Source organism: Streptomyces inusitatus (assembly GCF_014651115.1).
GTDB lineage: Bacteria > Actinomycetota > Actinomycetes > Streptomycetales > Streptomycetaceae > Streptomyces > Streptomyces amakusaensis.
Genome location: NZ_BMWG01000006.1, coordinates 220,091 through 242,904 on the forward strand (window position 1 = coordinate 220,091; position 22,814 = coordinate 242,904).

A 22,814-nucleotide genomic window follows, 5' to 3' on the forward strand; every position below is an offset into this window, starting at 1 on the left:
CCCCCCCCCCCCCCCGGGGGCCCCCCCCCCCCCCCCGCCCCGCTCCCCCGGGGGGCCCCCCGGCCGCCGGGGGGGCGCCCCCCGCGGCCCCCTCGCCCGCTTCCGTCCGTCCGGGCGGGCTCAGAACAGTCTGAGCTTGTCGTCCTCGATGCCCCGCAGCGCGTTGTAGTCGAGCACCACACAGCCGATGCCCCGGTCCGTCGCCAGCACCCGCGCCTGCGGCTTGATCTCCTGGGCCGCGAACAGGCCCTTCACGGGGGCGAGATGGGGATCGCGGTTCAGCAGCTCCAGATAGCGGGTCAGCTGCTCCACACCGTCGATCTCGCCACGCCGCTTGATCTCCACCGCGACTGTGCCGCCGTCCGAGTCCCGGCACAGGATGTCCACCGGGCCGATCGCCGTCGGATACTCCCGGCGGATCAGGCTGTACCCCTCGCCCAGGGTCTCGATCCGGTCGGCGAGCAGCTCTTGAAGGTGCGCCTCCACGCCGTCCTTGATGAGACCGGGGTCCACCCCCAGCTCGTGCGAGGAGTCATGGACGACTTCCTCCATGGTGATGATCAGCTTCTCGCCGGCCTTGTTGACGACCGTCCAGACGCTGCCGTCGCCCTCCTTGAGCGTGCAGGGCGGGGACATCCAGTTCAGTGGTTTGTACGCCCGGTCATCCGCGTGGATGGAGACGCTGCCGTCCGCCTTGATGAGGATCAGGCGGAGGGCTGAGGGCAGATGGGCGGTGAGCCGTCCCGCGTAGTCCACGGAGCAGCGGGCGATGACAAGGCGCATGGTCGGCAACGCTACTCGACGCAGACCCCCGCGCGCGATTCTCCCTACGCACTCCCGCTGGGGGCGACCACCGCGCCTGACGGAGAGCCTCTGGGTCGTCCTGCGTGGACCTGTTCGTTTCTGGCCGGTTGTCCGCTCAATCTCCTGGTGCGCCATGGATCGCGCACTTACCGTGGATGCGGGAGGTCGTCGGCTGCGCACTCTGCGTCGTTGTACGTCATGCACATGATGGCGTTTTGGGTGTTTTCGGCGTGCCTTCTTCCCCGCCCGTAAGGCCCCGGTCCCGGGGTCGCGAGAGGAGTACCCATGTCGCTCGACGTCTCACCGGCGCTGTTGGAGCAGGCCGAGCGAGGCGAGGTCGACGAAGCAGATTTCGTCGACTGCGTCCGGACTTCCCTGCCCTACGCATGGGAGATGATCAGTTCGCTGGTGGCACAGCTGAAGGTCGACGGCGGCGACTTCGCCGACAACCAGACGCCTCCGCCGGACGAGCAAGCACGTGGCCAGCTGCTGCGCGCGCTCGCGAGTGACGCGATTCGCGGCGCGCTGCAACGGCACTTCGGAGTACGGCTCGCTTTCCAGAACTGCCACCGCGTCGCGGTGTTCCCGCTGGACTCCTCGGTGGACGAGCGACTGGCCCGCTTCACCTCGGTACGCGGGCAGCTGCTCAACCAGTCGCCCGAACTGCGCGACTGCTGAGGACTTGGGTCGCCGCTCCGGGTCGCGGGAGGCGCGACTGACGGCGGTGCGCCCGGGAGCCGGCCCGGCGGTCCGGGTCGGCTCCCGGGGCGGCTCAGCCCAGCAGCGGGAGCACATCCTCGCCCAGCCTCCGGACATTCTCCTCCGTCGCGGTGAGATCGCCCGAGCCCTCGGTGAGCAGCGCGAACCGCCGGATGCCGGTGCGCTCGGCGGTCGCCGCCAGCCGGTCGGCGGCGAGGCGCGGCGGGCCCACCGGGTGGAGCCGGCAGAGCAGCTCCGTATAGGCGACGGGATCGCGCATCACCCGCGCCCGGCCGTCGACCGTCATATGCGCGTCCAGGCCCTGCCGGAACCAGCCGGGCATCGACTTCAGCAGTGTCTCGCCCGCCTCCGCCGTACTGCGGCCGATCTGGGCCACTCCCGCCGACACATGACCGGCCGTCGCGACCTCCTGGGGCGGGTGGCCCGCGGCCAGGGCGCTCCGCCGCCACAGGGCGACCATCTCGGCCTTCTCCTCGTCGCCGCAGTGCATGCCGAGCAGCATCGGCAGCCCGCGCTCACCGGCGAGGCGCACGCTCCCGGGCGAGGTGCACGCCACGATCACCTCGGGGCGCTCGGGCCCGCCGATCAGCTCGTCCGGCCGGGGCACCACGGGCACTTCGCGGAAGGAGTACCGCTGCGAGCGGCCGGCGACGGAGGGCCGCCGCAGCCAGTCCAGCAGCAGATCCAGCGAGTCCGCGAACCCCGTCTCATAGGCAGCGAGACCGGCTCCGAAGACCTCCAGATCGACCCAGGGCCCGCCCCGGCCCACCCCCAGCGAGAATCTCCCCCCGCTGGTCAGATGCAGCAGCGCCGCCTGCTCGCCGAGCGCCACCGGGTGCGCGGTGGGCAGCACGCTCACCGCCGTGCCCACCCTGATCCGCCGGGTGCGGCCGAGCAGCAGCGCGGCGAGCGTCACCGCCGACGGGCACACGCCGTACGGCACGAAATGATGCTCGGCGAGCCACACGGCATCGAGCCCCGACTCCTCCGCCACCTCGGCGGAGCGCACCGCCCGGTGCAGCGCCTCTCCCTGTCCCTGGCCCGGAAATTGCGCCGCCAGTACGAACGTTCCCACGCGCATCGCCTTCTGCCTCCTTGCGGCCGACGCGTCACTCCCCCCACCGGCATCAACGCCCGACACGTGCCAGAGGCACGGCCTCTCGTAAAGTTCTTGCGATTTTCCGGTAACCGCCCCGTCAGGAGCGGCCCTCCCGTGGCACACAGGACGTGTACCCGCCACCTCAGGCTCTAGGCTGGTCGAGAAGGAAACGTCCCACTTGCCCCGTGAGGTGTACTCGTGTCCCCGCGCCGCAACCGCCCCAAGGGCGGCGACAAGCTCTCCCCGCAGTCCGGTGAACCGGGCGACCGCTATGGCGGGTTCGGCCTCACCGAGTCCTGGCAGGGCGAGGAGTGGTCGCTGCGCCATGTCGCCGGCGCGAGCGCCCAGGGCAAGCGCTATCGCTGCCCGGGCTGCGACCAGGAGATCCCGGCGAGCGTCCCGCATGTGGTGGCCTGGCCGGAGCACGGGGGAGTGGACGACCGCAGGCACTGGCACAAGGCCTGCTGGAACGCGAAGGACCGCCGCACCACGAGGGTGCAGCGGTCCCGTAACGCGCCCAGGCACTGACCCCGGGCGGAGCGGTCTCTCAGACGTCGCGCGAGTTCAGCACCGCGTACGCCCCGGCCAGCGCGGCGGCGGCCACCGCGGTCATGATCCACACCGGCTCCCAGCCCTGCGGGCCGGAGTCGACGCCGGCGTCGGTGTAGAGCACGCCGAGCTGGTTGGGGATCGAGTAGTCGAAGAGCGCTTCCTGGACCTTCGCCAGCGACTCCACGGCGAGGAACATCGCCACCACCATCGGCAGCAGCACCACACCGATCATGGCGGTGATGGCTCCCGCCGAGTGCCGGATCAGCACACCCACGGCGAGCGAGAGCAGACCGAGGGAGGCGAGGAAGAAGCTCACACCGAAGGTGGAGCGGAACCACTCCTCATTGGTGGGGGCCTTCGCGGTGTCGAGGATCGACACCTGGAGCGCGCCGACCACCAGGGTGAGCACCAGGGTGGAGACGAAGACGACCAGGAAGAAGACGAGCGCCTTGGCGGTCAGCACCCGGCTCCGCGAGGGGCAGGCCGTCAGCGTGGTCCGGATCATCCCGGTGCCGTACTCCGACGCGACGGTGAGCACGCCGAGCGTCATCACGCAGACGCTGGCGAGGAGCACCCCGAAGAAGCCGAAGAAGAGCACCTGCTCATTGGCGATGTCGGCTTCGGAGCTGTTCAGCGCCACCGCGATCAGCAGGCCGATGCCGACGATCAGCACGGCCATGACGCTCAGCGTCCAGATCGTCGACCGCACCGAACGGATCTTGGTCCACTCGGAGGCGAGCGCGTCCCCGAGATGGGCCTTGCGGACCGGGATCGGCGAGGAGTACGAGGCGACGGGAGCGCCCTGCTGCTGGTGGGGGGTGGTCATCGGGGGTCCTCGGGCTTGGTCGGGTCGGCGGGGGCGGCGGCGGTCGGCGCGGCCTGTGCGGCCGCCGGAGCGCCCGCGTAGGACCCGGGCGGCGGCGGGGCGTAGAAGCCCTGCTGCGGCACCTCGGGGATCTGCTGCCGCGGCGCCCCGAACCCGGGCTGCGGCTGCTGCGTCAGCCCCGCCTTCTGGTCGACGGTCGAGCGGTAGTCGACCGCGCCCTGCGTCATCCGCATGTACGCCTCCTCCAGCGAGGCCCGGTGCGGGGACAGCTCCCAGAGGCGGACGTCCGAACCGTGCGCCAGATCGCTGATCCGCGGCAGCGGCAGCCCGGTCACCCGCAGCGCGCCGTCCGGCTCGGTCAGCACCTGGGCGCCCGCCCCGGAGAGCGCGGCGGACAGCTTCTCGCGCGACTGCGGCTCGCCGTCCGGGGTGCGCACCCGGGCGAAATCGGCCGAGTTGGTGGAGATGAAGTCCGTGACGCTCATGTCCGCGAGCAGCTGCCCGCGGCCGATCACGATCAGATGGTCGGCGGTGAGGGCCATCTCGCTCATCAGGTGCGAGGAGACGAAGACCGTACGGCCCTCGGAGGCGAGCCGCTTCATCAGATTGCGGACCCAGAGGATGCCCTCGGGGTCGAGACCGTTGACCGGCTCGTCGAAGAGCAGCACCTGAGGGTCGCCGAGGAGGGCCGCCGCTATGCCGAGCCGCTGGCCCATGCCGAGCGAGAAGCCCTTCGAGCGCTTGCGCGCCACGTCCTGGAGACCGACGACGCCGAGCACCTCGTCCACCCGGCGGGCCGGGATCCCGGAGAGCTGCGCCAGCGACAGCAGATGGTTGCGGGCGCTGCGCCCGCCGTGGACGGCCTTGGCGTCGAGCAGCGCGCCGACCTGGCGGGGCGCGTTCGGGGTCTGCCGGAAGGGCAGGCCCCCGATCGTGACCTTGCCCTCGGTCGGGGTGTCGAGCCCCAGGATCATCCGCATGGTGGTGGACTTGCCGGCACCGTTGGGGCCGAGGAATCCGGTCACCGTGCCGGGCCTCACCTGGAAGGAAAGGTTGTACACGGCCGTCTTGGCGCCATAGCGCTTCGTCAGGCCGACTGCCTCGATCATTCTCCAGCCCCATCGACTTCTTGTCATCGGGGCTCCGGCCGGTTGGCCGCACACCCCCGTAAGAGAGAGGAGGATATCGAGGTTCGTATAGTTCCAGCCACCTGGTAACTTTTCGATCAAGTTCCCGGCGGTATGGGGCCGGGCCCCTACGCGTCGCGGCGCTTCAGCACCGCGTACCCCCCGGCGAGCGCCACGAGCACCCAGATCAGCATGATCCCCAGCCCCTCCCAGGGCCCGTACGGGACTTTGGTGCCGCCCAGCGCGTCCGGCACCACCTGCATGATCCGCGCGCCGGCCTGGTCGGGGAAGTACCGGGCGACCGTCTTCGCCTTCGGCACCGCAGCCAGGATCTGAGAGACCAGGAAGAAGAACGGCATCAGAATGCCGAGCGACAGCATCGAGCTGCGCAGCATCGTCGCCACCGCCATCGAGAAGAGCGCGATCAGCCCCATGTAGAGGCCCCCGCCGACCACCGCGCGCAGCACATTCTCCGCGCCGATCGTCGTGCGGTGCTCGCCCAGCAGCGCCTGGCCGAGGAAGAAGGCGGCGAAGCTCGTCGCCATGCCCACGGCCAGCGCCAGGACCGTCGCCACCGCCAGCTTGCCGAAGAGGAAGGTGCCGCGCTGCGGCACGGCGGCGAGCGAGGTGCGGATCATCCCGGAGCTGTACTCGGTGCCCACCACCAGCACCCCGAAGACCACCATCGCCAGCTGGCCGAGCGTCATCCCGGAGAAGCTCGCGAGCGTCGGGTCGAAGGTGAGTCGCTGCGCCGGGGAGAGATCGTCGAAGGTGGAACGGAAGAGCGCGCAGAGGGCCGCGCTCACGGCGACCGTCACCAGGAAGGCGGCGGCCAGTGTCCAGATCGTGGAGGACACCGTACGGATCTTGGTCCACTCCGACTGGAGGACCGCGGGCAGTGAGGCCATGGCTCAGATCCCCTCCGTACCGCTGCCGCCGCCGGCGCCCCAGCGGGGGCCCGTGTCCGCCGGCGGTCCCTCGCCCCAGCGGGGCCCCGGCGGCGCGGACCGCCCCGGGTCGCTCGTACCGTGCGCGTGGTACTCCACCGAACCCGCCGTCATCTGCATGAACGCCTCCTCCAGCGAGGCCCGCTGGGCGCTCAGCTCATGCAGGACGACACCGTGCTCCGCCGCCAGCTCGCCGAGCCGCTCGGTGCTCGCGCCGTCGACCTCCAGCGCGCCGCCCGCGACCTCCACGGGGGTGAACCCCGCCGTGTGCAGCAGATCCCGCAGCCGCTCCGGCTGCGGCGAGCGCACGCGCGCGTAGCTGCGCGAGTTCTCCTGGATGAATGCCGCCATCGTGGTGTCCGCCAGCAGCCGGCCCTGCCCGATCACGATCAAGTGATCCGCCGTGAGTGCCATTTCACTCATCAGATGCGAGGAAACGAAGATCGTCCGTCCCTCGGCGGCGAGCTGCTTCATCAGATTGCGGATCCAGTGAATTCCCTCCGGGTCCAGCCCGTTCACCGGCTCGTCGAACATGAGGATCTCCGGATCGCCGAGCAGCGCGGAGGCGATTCCCAGCCGCTGGCCCATGCCGAGCGAAAATCCCTTCGATTTTTTCCGCGCCACCGCCGTGAGTCCGACGATGTCCAGCACTTCCGAGACCCGGGAGGCGGGGATGCGATTCGCCTGGGCGAGACAGAGCAGATTGTTGTACGCGCTCCGCCCGCCGTGCATCGCCTTCGCGTCGAGCAGCGCGCCGATGTACTTCAGCGGCTCCGCCAGCTCCCGGTAGTGCCTGCCGTCGATCCGTACGCTGCCACTGGTCGGATTGTCCAGATCGAGCATCATCCGCATGGTGGTGGACTTGCCCGCGCCGTTCGGACCGAGGAACCCGGTCACCACCCCCGGCCTGACCTGAAACGACAGACGGTCGACGGCCACCTTCGCGCCGAATCGCTTGGAGAGCCCCTCAAGCTCGATCATGCGGCCACGCTAAGGGCGCGCGAAGCCCCCCGCCACTTGAACGGCAGGGGGCTTGACGCATTCTTTGACCCGCACGCTCCCCGGAGGGGGAGGAGTCGCACACCCGGACGGGGAGTCAGCGGGACTGCTGGGCCGGAACCCCCCGGGAGATCGGCTCGTCGTCGGCGGGCGAACCGGCGGCGGCGACCGCGGCGCCCGTCAGCGTGGCCAGCATCTCGCGAACATTGGTCAGCTGCGCGTTGATCGAGTCGCGGCGGTTGGTGAGCGCCGCCAGCTCGCGCTCCGATTCGCTGCGGATCCGGTCGGCCTTGGCATTGGCGTCCGCCACGATGTCCTCGGACTGACGCTGGGCCGTCTCCACCGTCTGACGGGCCCGGCGCTCCGCGTCCGTACGCAGCTTCTCGGCCTCCAGACGCAGCTGCTCGGCGCGGTGCTCGATCTCCGCGAGACGCTTCTCGGCCTTCGCCTGACGCGAGGCCAGATCCCGCTCGGACTGCTCCCGGCGCTTGGCGAGGTTGGTCTCGAAGTCCGCAGCGGCCTGGGCGGCCTTGGCGCGGGTCTCCTCGAAGAGCGCGTCGGCCTCCTCGCGCTTGGACTGCGCGTCCTTCTGCGCCTCGCTGCGCAGCTGCTGGGCCTCGCCCTTCGCCTTGTCGACGATGTTGACGCCGTCGTCCTCCGCCTTCGCCTTGCGCTCGGCGGCGAACGACTCGGCGTCGTTGCGCACCTGCTGGGCGGCGGACTCGGCCAGCTCGCGGTGCTGCTCGGCGGCGCGGCGGGCCTCCTCGCGCAGGTCCTTCGCCTCCTCCTCGGCGAGCCGGAGGATCTTCTCGACACGCGCACCGAGACCGGCGTACGAGGGCTCGGCGTCGGAGACCTGCGCCTGGGCGTTCTGCGTCTCCAGGTGGAGTTCTTCGATGCGCTTTTCGAGAGAGGTGATTCGGGAGAGAGCGCTATCACGGTCGGCGACGAGCTTGGTAATGCGGTCGTCCACCTGGCCGCGGTCGTAACCACGCCGCACGAGCTCGAAGCCGAAGGGGGAGGAAGTGTCGCTCATGGGGTTCCTGTCGAATGAGACCGGTGAGGTGATAGTTGGAATCCTAGGGGCCTAAGCGGCGTGTCATCGAGTGGATGCGGGTTTGATCTGGAGAATGTCCAGCCTTTTGAGTGGCTAGCCGTCGGAGGACTTGCCGCTGGAACGTGTAACCCCAGCAGCCGCACCGGCTTTGACGCCGCCCGACGGGCCGCCGGACGGTTTGCCGCCGACCGGCGGAGCTTCAAAGCCGAGCGCCTCCAGCACGTCCTGGACCCGGGAAATCTCGGCCTGAATGTCCTCGCGCCGCCGCACCAGCACCTCCAACTCCTGCTTTCCGTCCGCCACCGCGCGCTCGGCCTCGGCCACGGCCTCCGCCTTGATCTGCTCGCCCTCGCGGGTCAGCCCGGCCTTCTTCTGCTCGGCCTCCTTCAGCAGCCCCTCCGCCCGCTTGACCGCGGAGATACGCACCCGGCTCGCCTCCGAGTTCGCGTCGGCCACCAGCTGCTTGGCCTTCTCCTCGGCCTCGTCGCGCTGCTGGGTCGCCGCCTTCACCAGATGGTCGACCCGCTCGCCGGTCGTCCGCATCTGCTCCGAGGTCTCCCGGCGCGCCCGCTCGTGCAACTCCTCGACCTCGGACTCCACCCGGGCGCGCATCTCGTCGCCGCGCTCCCTTATGGCGGTGGCGTCCCGGCGCGCGCCGACCAGCAGCTCATCGGCGTCGGTACGGGCCTTCTCCACCAGGGAGTTGCCCTCGATCGTCGCCTCCGCGACCAGCCGCTCGGCCTCCTGGCGGGCCGCGCCCACCATGGCGTCCGCCTGCTCCTCCGCCTCCAGGGCGGAGCGCAGCGCCTCCTCCTGAGCCTTGTTCACCAGCTGGTCCGCCTGCTCGGCCGCGTCCCGGCGGCTCTTGGCCGCCGCCTCCCGCGCCTCGTCCACGGTGCGCTCGGAGGCCGCGCGGGCATCGGCGGCCAGCCGCTCGGCCGCCGCCTCGGCGTCCGTCTTGACCTGCCGCGCCTCGGACCTGATCCGCTCGGACGCCTGCTGGGCCGAGGCCACCGCCTCGGTGGCCTCCGCGCGCATCCGCTCCGCGTCCTCGGTCGCCTCCGCCCGGCTCCGCGCGGCGTCCGCGGTGGCGTCCGCCACCAGCCGCTCGGCCTCGGCACGCGCGTCGGAGCCCAGCCGCTCGGCCTCGGCGCTCGCCTCGCCGATCAGCTCGTCGGCCTGGGCGGCGGCGTCGGAGCGCCGCTTGTCGGCGGCCTGCCGCGCCTCGTCGAGGATCCGCTCGCTCTCCGTCCGGCTCCGCTCGGCCTCCTCGATCGCCTCCGTCACCAGACGTTCCGTCTCGCTCCGCGCGTCGGACGCCAGCCGCTCGGCCTCGGCGCTCGCCTCGCTGATCAGCTGGTCCGCCTGGGCGGCGGCGTCGGAGCGCCGCTTGTCGGCGGCCTGCCGCGCCTCGTCCAGCACCTGCTGGGCCTCGGTCCGGATCCGCTCGCCCTCGCTCGTGGCCTCGCCGACGAGCCGGTCCGCCTGGGCCGCCGCCTCCGAACGGATCCGGTTGGCGTCGTCCCGGGCGTCCGCCCGGGTGCGGGCGGCGTCCTGCTCGGCGGAGGCGACCGCGTCGGACGCCTCCGTACGCATCCGCTGGGCGTAGTCGGAGGTGTCCGAGCGCAGCCGGTCGGTCTCCGCGACGGCCTCGGCGACCGTCCGCTCGGCGAGCGCGTTCGCCGCCTCGGTCTCCTCCTGGGCCCTGGCCCGCAGGCTCGCCGCGTCCTCGGCGGCCCGCTCCCGCTCGGCGTGCGCGTCGGCGCGGACGCGGTCCGCCTCCTCCTGCGCCTCGCTCCGGGTCCGCTCGGCCGCGTGCTCCGCGGCGGAGCGCAGCCCGGCGATCTCCTGCTCGGCCTGCTCGTGCAGCCCGGCGACCGACTCCCGCACCTGCTTGGCGTTCAGCTCGGCGGCGGACACCGTCTCGGTGGCGCGGCCGTCGGCCTCCGTCACCAGCCGGTGCGCCTCGGCCTGGGCCTCCTCGACCCGGCGGCGGGCGGAGGCGAGCAGCTCCTCGCTCTCCTCGCCGACCCGCTCCCGCTCCTGGTCGGCCTCGGCGCGCGCCGATTCGAGGATCCCCTCGGCCTCCCGGCGGCGGCGCACGGCCTCCTCCTGGGCGGCGGCCAGCGCCTCGGCGGCCTCCGCCCCCACCCGGTCGGCGGCGGCGGCGGCCTCGGCGCGCAGCCGGTCGGCGGTCTCCTGGGCCTCGCTCTTGAGCCGCTCCGCCTCATTGGAGGCTTCGCTGCGCAGCCGTACGGCGACGTTCTCCGCCTCCGCGCGGGCCGCGGCGGCATCGCCCGCGGCCTCGGTGCGCAGCCGCTCCGCCTCCTCGTCGGCCTGCGCCTGGAGGTTCCGGATCCGCTCGCCGGTCTCGGTGCGCAGCCGCTCGGCCTCCGCGTCGGCCTCGCGGCGGATCCGCTCGCTCGCGGCGCGCGCGTCGGCGAGGCTCTCCTCGGCGGCCGTCAGCCGGGCCTCGGCCTCGGCCGCGAGCCGTGACAGCTCCTGGGCGGACTCCTCCTGACGGGACGCCAGTGTCCGCCCGGTCTCCTCGCGCAGCTCGGCGGCGGCGCGCTCGGCGGCGTCGGCCACCTCCTCCGCCTGCTCCCGGGCCTCCTCGCGCAGCCGGTCGGCCTCGGCGCGGGTGCGCTCAAGGGTCTCCTCGGCCTGCCGGCGCAGCGCGGTGGAGCGCTCGATCGCCTCGGCGCGCACCCGCTCGCTGTCGGCGGTCGCGGAGGAGCGCAGCTCGTCGGCGTCGGTACGGGCCTTGGTCAGCAGCTCCTCAGCGGTGCTGGCGGCCTCCTCGATCTGCTGGACGGCCTCCCGGCGGGCCTCGGTGCCGAGCCGCTCGCCCTCGGCGACCGCCTCGGACCGGAGCTGCTCGGCCTCGCCGCGCAGCCGCCGCGCCTCCTCCTGGAGTTCGGCGGTCCTGGCGCGGTACTCGGCGGTGTCGTCCTTGGCCGCGCCCTTGAGCTGGTCGGCCTGTTCGGCGGCCTCGCCGCGCAGCCGGTCGGCCTCCGCGTCGGCCTCGCGGCGGATCCGCTCGGCCTCCTCGCCGGCCTTGCGGGTGGTCTCCCGGGCGTCGTCGGACGCCTTGGTGAGGATCTCCTCGGCGGCCCGGGCGGCCTTGGCGAGCTGGGCGGCGGAGTCCTCGGCCGCGACCGTGCGGGCCTTCTCGGCGGCGGTGGTGAGCTGCTTCTCGGCCTCCGCCTTCGCGTCCTCAAGGAGCTGCTCGGCCTCGGCCTTGAGCGACTCGGAGTCGGTGGTGGCCTCGGCGACCAGCCGGGCGATCTCCGCCTTGGCGGTGCGGGTGCGCTGCTCGTTGGCGGACTCGGCGGAGGCGAGCTGGCGGGAGGCGGACTCCTTGGCCTGGGCCAGGACCTTCTCCGCCTCCGCGCGGGCCTCCCGCAACCGCTCCTCGGCCTCCTGGATCCGCTGTTCGGCGGCCCGGTTCAGCTCGGTCGCCTGCTGGCGGGCCGTCTCGGCCTCGGCGGTGGTGGAGGTGCGCAGCTGCTCGGCGTGGGCGGCGGCCTCCTGCGCCTGGCCGGAGGCGGCGTTGAGCAGCCGCTCGGCGTCCTTGCGGGCGCGCAGCAGGACCGACTCGGCCTCGGCGCGGGCGGCCTCGGTCTCCGCGCCGACCCGGCGGCGGGCCTCGTCGGCGGAGCGCTTGGCCTCGGCGCGGGCCTGGGCGAGGGACTGCTCGGCCTCGGCGCGGGACTCGTCGAGGAGTCTGCGGGCCTGCGACTCGGTGCGGGCGCGCAACTGCTCGGCCCAGGCGACGTTCTCGTTGACATGGGCCTCGACCGTGTGGCGGCGCTCGGCCAGCTCCTGGTCGAGGCGCTGCCGGCGCTGATTGGCCTCGGCGTGCAGCTCCGCCTGGAGCCTGGCCTGGTGCTCGGCGTGCTCCTGGAGGATGCGCTGGGTCTGGGCCCGGGCCTCGCGCAGCTCGCGCTCCGCGTCCTGGCGCAGCTGGTCGGCCTGCACCTGGGCGTTACGGAGCAGCTGATCGGCCTGATAGCCGAGGTCGGCGCTGTCGTACGCGGGACGGGAGGCGAGGTTGCGGCGCGCCTCATGGAGCTTGGCGCGCAATACCTCGACCTGGTAGCCGAGATCCTCGGCATGCTGGACGGCCTTCTCCCGGTCGGTCTTCAGCCGGTCCATCTCGGCTTCGAACCGCGAGAGGTGGTCGTCGTCAGCTCGGTGGCTCTCCTGGTGTTCGTAGCCCCGCACTGCGCGGTCCCATCCGTCCCCTGGTCGCAACTGACTCCACACAAGCGCCGTCCGCCCGCGAACGGCCCCCCGGGGAATGGTGACAGATCAACATGAGAGGCCGCGGTGCGACCCCGACCGGCCCCGGCCCGGAATCGCCCACTCTACCGGGCCGGGAATCCTCAGGTCAGTGGTCCGTTGCGGAGGTGACGAGTTCGGTGAGGACGCCGTGGCAGTCCTTGGGGTGCAGGAAGGTGATGCGCGATCCCATGGAACCGGCTCTCGGGCTGTCGTAGAGGACCCGTACACCCTTCTCCCGGACGGCGTCCGCCTCGGCGTCCACGTCGGCGGTGCCGAAGGCGATGTGATGAACCCCTTCCCCGTTCTTGGCCAGCCACTTCCCGACGGGTGAGTCCTCGGTGAGCGGCTGGAGAAGCTGGATGTAGGACGCGCCTCCGTCGGAGGTCTCGTTGATCTTCAGCATGGCCTCCCGTACGCCCTGCTCCTCGTTGACCTCGGCGTGGAAGACCTCGAATCCATAGGTGGTCCGGTAGAACTCGACAGTTGTGTCAAGGTCGTGACAGGCGATCCCGATGTGGTCGATTCGCGTCAGCATCCCCACAGTCCAGCGCCGATGGGCCCGTTACGCAACGTGCGCGCGATCACACCGACCGCCCGATGACCCCCGGCCGGACCGCTCAGTACATTTGAGGTAAACCCTCGTTCACTCCTCGGCCCCCGGGCCGGAAGGGGATCGTGTCTGATGTCAGGAACGAACGGCACCACCTCAGTGATCGTCGCGGGAGCCAGGACGCCGATGGGACGGCTCCTCGGTTCGCTCGCTTCCTTCTCCGGCTCCGACCTGGGCGGATTCGCCATCGCCGCGGCGATGGAGCGGGCCGGCGTCGCCCCCGGCCAGGTGCAGTACGTGATCATGGGCCAGGTGCTCCAGGCCGGGGCCGGGCAGCTCCCGGCCCGCCAGGCGGCCGTCAAGGCGGGCATCCCGATGTCCGTCCCCGCGCTCACCGTCAACAAGGTCTGTCTCTCCGGACTGGACGCCATCGCCCTGGCGGACCAGCTGATCCGGGCCGGCGAGTTCGACGTGGTCGTCGCCGGCGGCCAGGAGTCGATGACCAACGCGCCGCATCTGTTGCCGAAGTCGCGCCAGGGCCACAAGTACGGCGCGATCGAGATGCTCGACTCGATGGCCCATGACGGGCTCACCGACGCCTTCGAGAACATCGCCATGGGCGAGTCGACGGAGCGGCACAACACCCGGCTCGGCATCGCCCGCGCCGAGCAGGACGCCGTCGGCGCGCTCTCCCACCAGCGGGCCGCCGCCGCGCGGAAGAACGGCGTCTTCGCGGAGGAGATCACCCCCGTGGAGATTCCGCAGCGCCGGGGCGAGCCGGTCCTCGTCACCGAGGACGAGGGCATCAGGCCCGAGACCACGGTGGAGTCGCTGGCCGGGCTGCGTCCGGCCTTCTCCGCCGAGGGCACGATCACCGCGGGCACCGCCTCGCAGATCTCCGACGGCGCGGCCGCCGTCGTGGTGATGAGCCGGGCCAAGGCCGAGGAACTGGGCCTGGAGTGGATCGCCGAGATCGGTGCGCACGGCAATGTCGCCGGCCCCGACAACTCCCTCCAGTCGCAGCCGTCCAACGCGATCCTGCACGCCCTCGGCAAGGAGGGCATCGGCGTCGGCGACCTCGATCTCATCGAGATCAACGAGGCCTTCGCCGCGGTCTCCGTGCAGTCAATGAAGGATCTCGGGGTGTCCAGCGAAAGAGTGAACGTCAACGGCGGAGCCATCGCTCTCGGCCATCCGATCGGCATGTCCGGGGCCCGGCTCGTGCTCCACTTGGCGCTGGAGCTGAAGCGCCGGGGCGGCGGAGTGGGCGCGGCGGCGCTGTGCGGCGGCGGCGGTCAGGGCGACGCGCTCATCCTCCGCGTTCCCTCGGCCGGCTGAGGACCACGACCACACAAGGAGCGGTGAGATGGCAGACGTCCCCCAGCTTGTCGCCCAGGCCAGGGAGGGCAGGCCCAGGGCGGTCGCCCGGCTGATCTCCCTGGTGGAGGGGGCGTCCCCGCAGCTGCGCGAGGTGATGGCGGCGCTCGCCCCGCTGACCGGAGGGGCGTACGTGGTCGGCCTCACCGGCTCGCCCGGCGTCGGCAAGTCGACCTCCACCTCGGCCCTGGTCACCGCGTACCGCAGAGCGGGCCGCCGGGTCGGGGTGCTCGCCGTCGACCCGTCCTCGCCGTTCTCCGGCGGGGCGCTGCTGGGCGACCGGGTCCGGATGTCGGAGCACGCCTCCGACCCGGGCGTCTACATCCGCTCCATGGCCACCCGGGGGCATCTGGGCGGTCTGGCGTGGGCCGCCCCGCAGGCGATCCGGGTGCTGGACGCGGCGGGGTGCGAGGTGATCCTCGTGGAGACGGTCGGGGTGGGCCAGTCCGAGGTGGAGATCGCCGCCCAGGCGGACACCTCCGTGGTGCTGCTCGCGCCCGGCATGGGCGACGGCATCCAGGCCGCGAAGGCGGGAATCCTGGAGATCGGCGACGTCTATGTCGTCAACAAGGCCGACCGCGACGGCGCGGACGCGACGGCCCGCGAGCTGAACCACATGCTGGGGCTGGGCGAGGCCCGCGCCCCCGGGGACTGGCGGCCGCCGATCGTGCGGACGGTGGCATCGCGCGGCGAGGGCACCGACGAGGTGGTCGAGGCCCTGGAGAAGCACCGGGCCTGGATGGAGGAGAGCGGCGCGCTCCAGAGGCGCCGGGTCCGCCGGGCCGCGGGCGAGGTGGAGACCATCGCGGTCACCGCGCTCCGCGAACGCATCGGCGATCTGCACGGCGACCGCCGGCTGGACGAGCTGGCGCGGCGCATCGTCGCGGGCGAGCTGGACCCGTACCGCGCGGCCGACGAACTGGTGGCGGGGCTGACCGAGTCCTGACCGCCGGGGGTACGGCGACGGCCCGGCCGGATCCTCGAAGGATCCGGCCGGGCCGTGGCGCGCCCGTGGGGACGGGAGAGATCAGCCGTCCGCGCGGTCGTCGTCGCGGTCGCCGTCGTCGTTCCGGTCGTCCGCGTCGTCGTCGGCGTCCGTGCTGTCCCGGTCGTCGGAGTCGTCGTCCGCGCGGTCGGCGGCCAGATCGTCGCGGCCGTCGTTCCGCTCGTCGTCCCGGCCGGCGCCCTTGTCGTTCCGGTCGTCGTCCTTCTCCACCGTGGCCTCGGCCGTCTTCGCGTCCACCCGGACGTCATGCTCCTTGCCGTCCTCGGCGCGGACCTCTATCGCCCAGTGGCCGTCGTCGAACTCGACCTCCGTCACCGCGCCCGGCCGGAAGGACAGCGCCGCCGAGACGGCCTGCTCGGCGCTGACCGTGGCATCGCCGACGGCGGCGTCGCCCTCGCGCCGGTCGTCGTCGCGGTCGTCGCGGTCGTCGTCCCGGTCATCGTCGTCGTCCTTCTCCACCGAGGCGTCGGCGGTCTTCGCGTCCACCCGGATCTCGTGCCCGAGACCCTTGGCGTCCACGATCTCCACCTCCCACGCGCCGTCGCCGTCGTCGTCACGGCCGGCCGACTCGACCACACCGGGCTGCTTCTTCAGCGCCGAGTTCACCGCGTCCGTCACCGAGATCTTCGACGCGGGGACGGCCTTGTCGTCGTCTCCCGACGCGGCCACGGCGGTGAAGGCGCCACCGCCCACCAGGGCGAGTGCGGCGACGGCTACGAGGATCTTGCGCTTCATGAGGGGTTCCTTTTCGGCTGGAGCGGCGCTGATGGACACCAATCTGGCCGGGGGATGCTGAACACAACCTGAAGCCGCCTGAAGGGATCTTCAGCTTCGGTTTGCGACCCTGAGCGCATGCGCTTGTTGATCGTGGAGGACGAGAAGCGGCTCGCACTCTCCCTCGCCGGGGGACTGACGGCCGAGGGGTACGCCGTGGACGTGGTCCACGACGGGCTCGAAGGGCTCCACCGGGCCTCCGAGGGGGACTACGACCTCGTGGTCCTCGACATCATGCTCCCGGGCATGAACGGCTACCGGGTCTGCGCCGCCCTGCGCGCCGCGGGCGACGACGTCCCCATCCTCATGCTCACCGCCAAGGACGGCGAGTACGACGAGGCCGAGGGGCTCGACACCGGTGCCGACGACTATCTGACCAAGCCCTTCTCCTATGTCGTCCTGGTCGCCAGGATCAAGGCGCTGCTGCGCCGCCGGGGCCGGGCAGGGGCCTCCCCGGTGCTCACCGTCGGCGATCTGAGGATCGAGACCGCCGCCCGCCGCGTCTTCCGGGGCGAGGACGAGGTCGCCCTCACCGCGAAGGAGTTCGCCGTCCTCGAACAGCTCGCCGTGCGCGCCGGGGACGTCGTCAGCAAGGCACAGATCCTCGAACACGTCTGGGACTTCGCCTTCGACGGCGACCCCAACATCATCGAGGTCTACATCAGCGCCCTGCGCCGCAAACTGGGCGCGCCCCGCATCCAGACCGTGCGCGGAGCCGGCTACCGGCTGGTGGCCGGAGCGTGAGATCCGTACGGGCCAAGGCCTCCCTCGGCGCGACCCTCGTCGTCGCCGTCGCGCTCGTCGCGGCCGGGCTCTCCGTCCTGCTGCTGCTGCGGAACCATCTCACCGGCGCGGCCGACCTCCAGGCCGAGGTCACCGCCCGGGAGACCGCCTCCCGCTTCGCCCTCGGCCGCGCCCCCGACCTCTCCGACGGCGACGACCGGCCCGTGCAGATCGTGGCCGAGAACGGCTGTCTGATCGCCGCCAGCGAGGGGCTGGAGAAGATCTCCGGCACCGGCAGCCCCAAGGTGACCAAGGAGCCCTGCGCGCGGGACGACGGCCGCGGCGAGGACCCCGACGAGGACCGGCCCGACGAGGACGGTGCGAACGGCGAGGACGACCGGTCCGACGAGGACGGGGTGAACGGGGCGGACGACGAGCCGGAGCCCGGCCAGGTCTCCGCCGAGCGGCCCGTCTTCACCGGCGGCAGCGCCACCGTGCAGGGCGACACCGCCTCGTACCGCTTCGCCGCCGTCGAGGCGACCGACGACGAGGGCGTCACCGCCACCGTCTACGCGGGCGCGCCGCTGGCCACCGAGGAGGGCGCGGTGGCCACCGTCCGCGACGCCATGCTGATCGGCCTTCCGCCGCTGCTGCTGATCGTCGGCTCGGTGACCTGGCTGGTGACCCGGCGCGCGCTGGCGCCCGTGGAGGGGATCCGCCGTGAGATGGCGGCCATCACCGCCTCGGCGGACCTCTCCCGGCGGGTGCCCGAGCCCGGCTCCCGGGACGAGGTGGCCCGGCTGGCCCGGACCACCAATGAGACCCTCGCCGCGCTCGAAGCCTCCGAAGAGCGCCAGCGGCGCTTCGTCGCGGACGCCTCCCACGAGCTGCGCAGCCCGATCGCCTCGCTCCGCACCCAGCTGGAGGTGGGCGCTGCCCACCCGGAGCTGCTCGATGTGCCGGGCGCGGTCGAGGACACCGTACGGCTCCAGCAGCTCGCCGCCGATCTGCTGCTGCTGGCCCGGCTGGACGCGGGGGAGCGGCCCGGGCTGGCCCGGGTCGACCTGGGGGCGCTGGTGCGCGAGGAGACGTCCCAGCGGACGGCCTCGGGGGCGGCGGGCGACCGGGCGGCGGTGACGGTGGAGACCGCCGACGCCGGACTCGATGTGGACGGCTCCCGCTCCCAGCTTGCGCGCGTCCTCGGCAATCTGCTGGACAACGCCCAGCGCCACGCCGAGGCCGAGGTCACCGCCTCGGTCCGCAGGGACGGGCGGTACGTGGTGCTCGCGGTCGCCGACGACGGCGAGGGCGTGCCGGAGGCCGAGCGGGAGCGGATCTTCGAGCGGTTCGTCCGGCTCGACGACGCGCGCAGCCGTGACGAGGGCGGGGCCGGGCTCGGCCTGGCCATCGCCCGCGATGTGGCCGAGCGGCACGGCGGCAGCCTCACCGTCGGCCGCGCGGCGACGGGCGGCGCGCTCTTCGAGCTGCGCCTGCCCGCCGCCGCGGCGGACTAGTCCGGGCGGCTCAGATCTTGCCGCGCTTGCCCCGGAGGTGGTCGGCGACCGGCGCGAGGGAGGCGCGCAGATCGGCGAGCGCCTCGGGGGTCATCAGGTCGATGAAGTGCTTGCGCACGGAGCCGACGTGGTGCGGGGCGACCTTGCGCATGGTCGCCATGCCCTCGTCGGTGAGTACCGCGTAGAGCCCGCGCCGGTCCGACTCGCAGTTCTCGCGCCGGACCAGTCCGGTGTTCTCCATACGGGTGATCTGGTGCGAGAGCCGGCTCTTGGACTGGAGCGTGGCGGCGGCGAGATCGCTCATCCGCATGCGCTGGTCCTCCGACTCCGACAGATTCACCAGGATCTCGTAGTCGTTGTTGGTCAGGCCGAACGGCTGGAGATCCTTCTCCAGCTGGTGCATCAACAGCCTGCTGACGTCCAGATGGGTACGCCAGGTGCACTGTTCGTCATCGCTCAGCCAGCGCGTGGCCGTCTCGGTCTCCATATATGGATTCTACCTAAGAAGTTGAAATACGGACGAAGTTTCGGATCTCGGGAAATGTGACGCGGGGCACTCGCACTCCGGAGCCGCCCGACGGCCCGGGGCCTGTCCTCTGGATCAGACCCCAGGGGCGCAGACGTTCGACGTCACACTCCGCAGACTACCGCTCACAGGCCGAAGCGGCGCTGGAGATCCCCCAGCTGACCTGGGAGACGCGGGTTGGAGCCGTGTTGACCCGAGCCGCCCGCGGGTGCGCCGCCGCCCGAGCCGCCATGGCCGCCCGGTACCCCGGGCTGCTCCGGCGGCGCTCCCGCGGCCGTCTCCGGAAGCAGCGCCTCCGTCGACTGGAGCAGTACCGTCCCCGCGCCCACGAACTCGAACTGGTGCTCCTCGCCGGAGGCCCCGCCCAGCCCCGTCATCGCCCGGAGCCCGCCCATCACCCCGGTCATATAGCCGTGGTCGTAGTGATGGCAGGGGGACGGGCAGTCCGCCCACCCCACCAGCGCCTGCGGATCCACCCGCAGCGGCGGCTCCATGAAGACCACCGGACCGTTCGAGGCGGCCACGAACTTCCCCGTGCCGATCAGAGTGAGAAAGCCCGGCACGATCGACTGCTTCAGCGCCAGGGTCGGCTGATAGGCGAGGAGATTCCCGGACCGGATCGTCAGATTCCCGTCCTCCAGGTCGTACGAGTTCACATCGAACGCCCGGTCCGCGAGCAGCATCTTCCCGCTGCCCTCGGCCACCACCCAGTCGCTCGCGTGCAGCGGCGAGTGGAACGAGGTCCGCAGCAGCCGGTCCAGCCGGCCGTGGCCGATGCCGTTGAAGTCGATCCGCCCGTAATAGGCGATCATCTTCCCCTTCTGGAGGAACCACTGGCCGCCCTTCAACTCCACACAGAAGGTGTACGGGTTGACGTTGTCGTCACTCGGCAGGGTCATCGGGTCAAACACCACGGGCGTGCTCACAGCTTCTCCTCCGATGCCTGGACGTACACCGCGCCACTGCCGCTCAGCTCCAGCTGGAACGCCTCGCCCGAACCCCGCCCCACCATGTCCCGCCAGCCCAGCGCGGTGGAGAGCTTGTTCCGTACATCGCCGTGATGGGCCACATACGCCTGGGGGTCCACATGGACCGGACGCCCGGGGAGGATCGGCAGCTCGACCACCCCGCCGTGCGCCATCACCGCGACCGAGCCATGGCCGCGCAGCGTGGTGGTGAAGAGCCCCTGGCCGCTCACCTGGCCGCGCACCATGCCCATCACCCCGCCCTGCGAGCCCAGGAACATCGTCCCCTGCTCCAGCGTCCCGTCGAAGGCGAGCAGCCGGTCCGCCTCTACATACAGCGTGTCCCCGGTCAGACCGATGAGCTGGATGTGATGCCCGCCGTGCCCGAAGAGGACCGTTCCCTGCCCCTCCACTGTCATCAGCGGGGTCGCCTCGCCCGCCACCCGGCGGCCGATCATCGAGGCCAGACCGCCCTGACCGCCCTGGACGTTCGGGGTGAAGGACACCTCGCCCCGGTACGCGAGCATCGCGCCGCGCTGGCTGAACATCCGCTGCCCCGGGACGAGCGTCGCCTCGACCATCCGGGAGTTGATCTCACGGAACGGCATCTCAGACCTCCCCGCCGACGGTGTTGCGCTCACTCGGCTGCACATAGACGAGCCCGTCGCCCTCGAACCGGATCTGGAACGCCTCGCCGCCGCCCTCGCCCAGCAGCGTGCGGAAGCTCACACCGGACTGAAAGGTCTGCCGCAGACCACCCTGATGGGCGACATAAGCGCCGGGGTCCACGGAGAGCGGGTACTGAGGGGTCACCCGCAGCACCACGGCCGGGCCGTCGGACATGATCGCCACCTGGCCGCTGCCCTCGACGGTGGTGGTGAAGAGCCCGGTGCCGCTCGCACCGCCGCGCAGCCCCGTGAAGCTGGTGCCGGTGCGCAGCGAGGCCTCGGCGCAGAGCAGATTGCTGGACTCGACGTACAGCTTGTCGCCGTGCAGCGCCACGAGGTTGATCTCCGAGGCCCGGTCCGCGAAGTAGCAGGTGCCCTCGCCCTTCACCTCCATCAGGGTCATCTGCTCGCCGGTGATCCGGCGGGTGACCATCCCCCGGAGACCCTCACCGCCGCCGGAGAGCTTCTTGAAGTCCATCCGGCCGTCATAGGCGACCATCGACCCGTTCTTCGCTTTGACGGCGTCGCCGGTCATGCCGACCGCGAGCACCTTGCTCCCCTGGAGCCGGAACATTGCCATCCAGCGACGGTAACCGGCTCCACCGACACCGGGACAGGGCCGACGGTCCCGGACGCGCACCCCGGACCGCACCCCGGACAAAGGCTTGGCAAAGGAGGCTGCCACAATGGGCGGGCGCTTGTGAGCGTGTTCACAAGATCCTCTCCCACCGCCCCACCGAAGGTGCCTTTCGTGGACATCAAGACCGCCTCCTCCCTCCACCGACTCCGCCTGGTCTCCGCCCCGGAGGCCGTCTCCTTCATCCTGCTGATGGTCGCCTCGGTGCTGAAGCGCACGACCGAGTTCAACGCGGTCCCAGCGCTGGGCATGATCCACGGCATCCTCTTCGTCATCTACGTGCTGTTCTGGCTGGACGCCTGGAACCGCACCAAGTGGGAGCTGAAGACCGCGGCCCTCTACTTCATCCTCTCCGTGCTCCCCTTCGGCGGCTTCGTCGCCGAGCGCAAGCTGAAGCGGGCCGCCGACGACGCGGTGATCGCCTCGCGCGCCCGCAGCGTCGGCAAGGTCGGCGCGTAACCTCAGGCCCCCGTACGAACGGGCGCGCGGCACGGGCAATCGCCCGCCGCGCGCCCGTTCGCGTATCCCCGCGCGATTCCCCGGCCGGCCGGGGAAGACCACCAAGTGAGACAGAACTGATCGACAAGTGACCACTCGTAGGTAGGGTCATGGGCGTGTCCAAGCCGCTCAGCCTCCCATTCGACCCCATCGCCCGCGCCGACGAGCTGTGGCGGCGGCGCTGGGGGCCCGTCCCCTCCATGGCCGCCATCACCTCGATCATGCGCGCGCACCAGATCCTGCTCTCCCAGGTCGACGCCGTCGTCAAGCGGTACGAGCTGACGTTCGCGCGCTACGAGGCACTGGTGCTGCTCACCTTCTCGAAGGCCGGTGAACTGCCGATGTCCAAGATCGGCGAACGGCTGATGGTCCACCCCACCTCGGTCACCAACACCGTGGACCGGCTGGTCAGGTCCGGGCTCGTCGACAAACGCCCCAACCCCAACGACGGCCGGGGCACCCTCGCCTCCATCACCCCCAAGGGGCGCGAAGTGGTCGAGGCGGCCACCAAGGACCTCATGGAGATGGACTTCGGCCTCGGCGCGTACGACGCCGAGGAGTGCGCGGAGATCTTCGCCCTGCTGCGCCCGCTGCGGGTCTCGGCCCAGGACTTCGAGGAGCGGTAGCCGCGGCACGGTTCCGGGGGCGTCCGGCGAGGGCTCCCCGGCCCGCCCCGCGCGCGGAGCGGCCCATACGCCCCGTTACGCTCGGAACATGAAACAAACCGTGCTGACCCGCTACCGGGTGATGGCGTACATCACCGCCGTCTGGCTGCTCGTCTTCACCGTCGCCATCGTCATGAAGTACGGCTTCGAGACCGGCGACACCATGATGATCTCGCAGATCCACGGTGTGCTCTTCATCGTCTACGTGGTCTTCGCCTTCGATCTGGGCTCCAAGGCGAAGTGGCCGTTCGGCAAGCTGCTGTGGGTCCTGGCTGCCGGCTGCATCCCCGTCGCGTCCTTCTTCGTCGAGCCGAAGATCACCCGCGAGGCCCGCGCCCTGATCACCGACGGTGACAACGCCGTCAAGGCGGAGGCCTAGGTCGTACGCCCCCCCCCAGCCGGCGCGGGGGGCCCGGGCCCCGGCGGGGCGTGGGGCCCCGCCCCCCCCCCCGGGGGGGGGGCCCCCGCCCTTTCTCCGCCGTCCCCGGGAAGT

The 22,814-nt window shown here is 71.7% G+C and carries 23 protein-coding genes; 9 read left to right on the forward strand and 14 right to left on the reverse strand.

Annotation, left to right across the window (positions count from 1 at the left end):
• Positions 1–120: 120 nt before the first annotated feature.
• Positions 121–783 (reverse strand): endonuclease NucS, encoded by a 663-nt coding sequence (gene nucS / locus IE247_RS13590; RefSeq protein ID WP_190123310.1) that lies wholly within the window; start codon positions 781–783, stop codon positions 121–123.
• Positions 784–1,089: 306 nt separating this feature from the next.
• On the opposite strand from nucS, the gene IE247_RS13595 reads away from it, so the two are divergent.
• Positions 1,090–1,482 (forward strand): SCO5389 family protein, encoded by a 393-nt coding sequence (locus tag IE247_RS13595; protein ID WP_190123311.1) that lies wholly within the window; start codon positions 1,090–1,092, stop codon positions 1,480–1,482.
• 94 nt (positions 1,483–1,576) lie between these two features.
• Here IE247_RS13595 and IE247_RS13600 read toward each other — a convergent pair whose 3' ends face one another.
• Positions 1,577–2,605, reverse strand: a complete 1,029-nt coding sequence (locus tag IE247_RS13600; RefSeq protein WP_190123312.1) for an LLM class flavin-dependent oxidoreductase — start codon at positions 2,603–2,605, stop codon at positions 1,577–1,579.
• 216 nt (positions 2,606–2,821) lie between these two features.
• On the opposite strand from IE247_RS13600, the gene IE247_RS13605 reads away from it, so the two are divergent.
• The gene (locus IE247_RS13605) at positions 2,822–3,151 is read left to right on the forward strand and encodes an Rv1322 family protein (RefSeq protein WP_190123313.1); all 330 of its coding nucleotides are present in this window, start codon (positions 2,822–2,824) and stop codon (positions 3,149–3,151) included.
• Positions 3,152–3,170: 19 nt separating this feature from the next.
• Here the strand turns inward: IE247_RS13605 and IE247_RS13610 are convergent, their stop codons facing one another.
• The 7 genes from IE247_RS13610 to mce form a co-directional block, all read right to left on the reverse strand.
• The gene (locus IE247_RS13610; protein ID WP_190123314.1) at positions 3,171–4,001 is read right to left on the reverse strand and encodes an ABC-2 transporter permease family protein; all 831 of its coding nucleotides are present in this window, start codon (positions 3,999–4,001) and stop codon (positions 3,171–3,173) included.
• Positions 3,998–5,110, reverse strand: coding sequence for an ABC transporter ATP-binding protein (locus IE247_RS13615; protein WP_190123315.1), 1,113 nt, complete (start codon positions 5,108–5,110; stop codon positions 3,998–4,000). Before IE247_RS13615 ends, IE247_RS13610 begins: the two co-directional genes overlap by 4 nt.
• 146 nt (positions 5,111–5,256) lie before the next feature.
• Positions 5,257–6,036 carry an ABC transporter permease gene (locus tag IE247_RS13620; RefSeq protein WP_190123316.1) on the reverse strand — a complete coding sequence of 260 codons (780 nt, stop codon included), beginning with the start codon at positions 6,034–6,036 and terminating at the stop codon, positions 5,257–5,259.
• Between the two features lie 3 nt (positions 6,037–6,039).
• Positions 6,040–7,056, reverse strand: a complete 1,017-nt coding sequence (locus tag IE247_RS13625) for an ABC transporter ATP-binding protein (protein ID WP_190123317.1) — start codon at positions 7,054–7,056, stop codon at positions 6,040–6,042.
• Between the two features lie 115 nt (positions 7,057–7,171).
• The gene (locus IE247_RS13630) at positions 7,172–8,110 is read right to left on the reverse strand and encodes a coiled-coil domain-containing protein (protein ID WP_190123318.1); all 939 of its coding nucleotides are present in this window, start codon (positions 8,108–8,110) and stop codon (positions 7,172–7,174) included.
• A gap of 114 nt (positions 8,111–8,224) precedes the next feature.
• The gene (scy, locus tag IE247_RS13635; RefSeq protein ID WP_190123319.1) at positions 8,225–12,358 is read right to left on the reverse strand and encodes a polarized growth protein Scy; all 4,134 of its coding nucleotides are present in this window, start codon (positions 12,356–12,358) and stop codon (positions 8,225–8,227) included.
• A gap of 166 nt (positions 12,359–12,524) precedes the next feature.
• Positions 12,525–12,953 carry a methylmalonyl-CoA epimerase gene (gene mce, locus IE247_RS13640; protein ID WP_190123320.1) on the reverse strand — a complete coding sequence of 143 codons (429 nt, stop codon included), beginning with the start codon at positions 12,951–12,953 and terminating at the stop codon, positions 12,525–12,527.
• Positions 12,954–13,100: 147 nt separating this feature from the next.
• On the opposite strand from mce, the gene IE247_RS13645 reads away from it, so the two are divergent.
• A complete protein-coding gene (locus IE247_RS13645; protein WP_190123321.1) occupies positions 13,101–14,306 on the forward strand; it encodes an acetyl-CoA C-acetyltransferase in 1,206 nt (401 codons plus the stop codon).
• A 28-nt stretch (positions 14,307–14,334) separates the two neighbouring features.
• Positions 14,335–15,291, forward strand: coding sequence for a methylmalonyl Co-A mutase-associated GTPase MeaB (gene meaB, locus IE247_RS13650; RefSeq protein WP_190123322.1), 957 nt, complete (start codon positions 14,335–14,337; stop codon positions 15,289–15,291).
• A gap of 81 nt (positions 15,292–15,372) precedes the next feature.
• On the opposite strand, the gene IE247_RS13655 is transcribed toward meaB, so the two are convergent.
• Positions 15,373–16,086, reverse strand: coding sequence for a PepSY domain-containing protein (locus tag IE247_RS13655; RefSeq protein ID WP_190123323.1), 714 nt, complete (start codon positions 16,084–16,086; stop codon positions 15,373–15,375).
• Positions 16,087–16,203: 117 nt separating this feature from the next.
• Between IE247_RS13655 and IE247_RS13660 the strand changes: the two genes are divergently transcribed.
• Both IE247_RS13660 and IE247_RS13665 read left to right on the forward strand, forming a co-directional pair.
• The gene (locus IE247_RS13660) at positions 16,204–16,869 is read left to right on the forward strand and encodes a response regulator transcription factor (protein ID WP_190123324.1); all 666 of its coding nucleotides are present in this window, start codon (positions 16,204–16,206) and stop codon (positions 16,867–16,869) included.
• Complete coding sequence (locus IE247_RS13665) at positions 16,866–18,362, forward strand: sensor histidine kinase (RefSeq protein ID WP_190123325.1); 1,497 nt, start codon at positions 16,866–16,868, stop codon at positions 18,360–18,362. Before IE247_RS13660 ends, IE247_RS13665 begins: the two co-directional genes overlap by 4 nt.
• A 10-nt stretch (positions 18,363–18,372) precedes the next feature.
• On the opposite strand, the gene IE247_RS13670 is transcribed toward IE247_RS13665, so the two are convergent.
• From IE247_RS13670 to IE247_RS13685, 4 genes are all read right to left on the reverse strand, one after another.
• Positions 18,373–18,849: a MarR family winged helix-turn-helix transcriptional regulator gene (locus tag IE247_RS13670; protein WP_190123326.1), complete on the reverse strand. Its 477-nt coding sequence runs from the start codon at positions 18,847–18,849 to the stop codon at positions 18,373–18,375.
• 164 nt (positions 18,850–19,013) lie between these two features.
• Positions 19,014–19,814 (reverse strand): AIM24 family protein, encoded by an 801-nt coding sequence (locus tag IE247_RS13675; protein WP_190123327.1) that lies wholly within the window; start codon positions 19,812–19,814, stop codon positions 19,014–19,016.
• The gene (locus IE247_RS13680; protein ID WP_190123328.1) at positions 19,811–20,461 is read right to left on the reverse strand and encodes an AIM24 family protein; all 651 of its coding nucleotides are present in this window, start codon (positions 20,459–20,461) and stop codon (positions 19,811–19,813) included. Before IE247_RS13680 ends, IE247_RS13675 begins: the two co-directional genes overlap by 4 nt.
• A gap of 1 nt (position 20,462) precedes the next feature.
• Positions 20,463–21,101 carry an AIM24 family protein gene (locus IE247_RS13685; protein WP_190123329.1) on the reverse strand — a complete coding sequence of 213 codons (639 nt, stop codon included), beginning with the start codon at positions 21,099–21,101 and terminating at the stop codon, positions 20,463–20,465.
• A gap of 171 nt (positions 21,102–21,272) precedes the next feature.
• On the opposite strand from IE247_RS13685, the gene IE247_RS13690 reads away from it, so the two are divergent.
• The 3 genes from IE247_RS13690 (at position 21,273) to IE247_RS13700 (ending at position 22,700) form a co-directional block, all read left to right on the forward strand.
• Entirely contained in the window at positions 21,273–21,617 is a 345-nt protein-coding gene (locus tag IE247_RS13690) for a DUF3817 domain-containing protein (RefSeq protein ID WP_190123330.1), read from the forward strand.
• 155 nt (positions 21,618–21,772) lie between these two features.
• The gene (locus tag IE247_RS13695; protein WP_190123331.1) at positions 21,773–22,282 is read left to right on the forward strand and encodes a MarR family winged helix-turn-helix transcriptional regulator; all 510 of its coding nucleotides are present in this window, start codon (positions 21,773–21,775) and stop codon (positions 22,280–22,282) included.
• Between the two features lie 88 nt (positions 22,283–22,370).
• The gene (locus IE247_RS13700; RefSeq protein WP_190123332.1) at positions 22,371–22,700 is read left to right on the forward strand and encodes a DUF3817 domain-containing protein; all 330 of its coding nucleotides are present in this window, start codon (positions 22,371–22,373) and stop codon (positions 22,698–22,700) included.
• Positions 22,701–22,814: the final 114 nt, after the last annotated feature.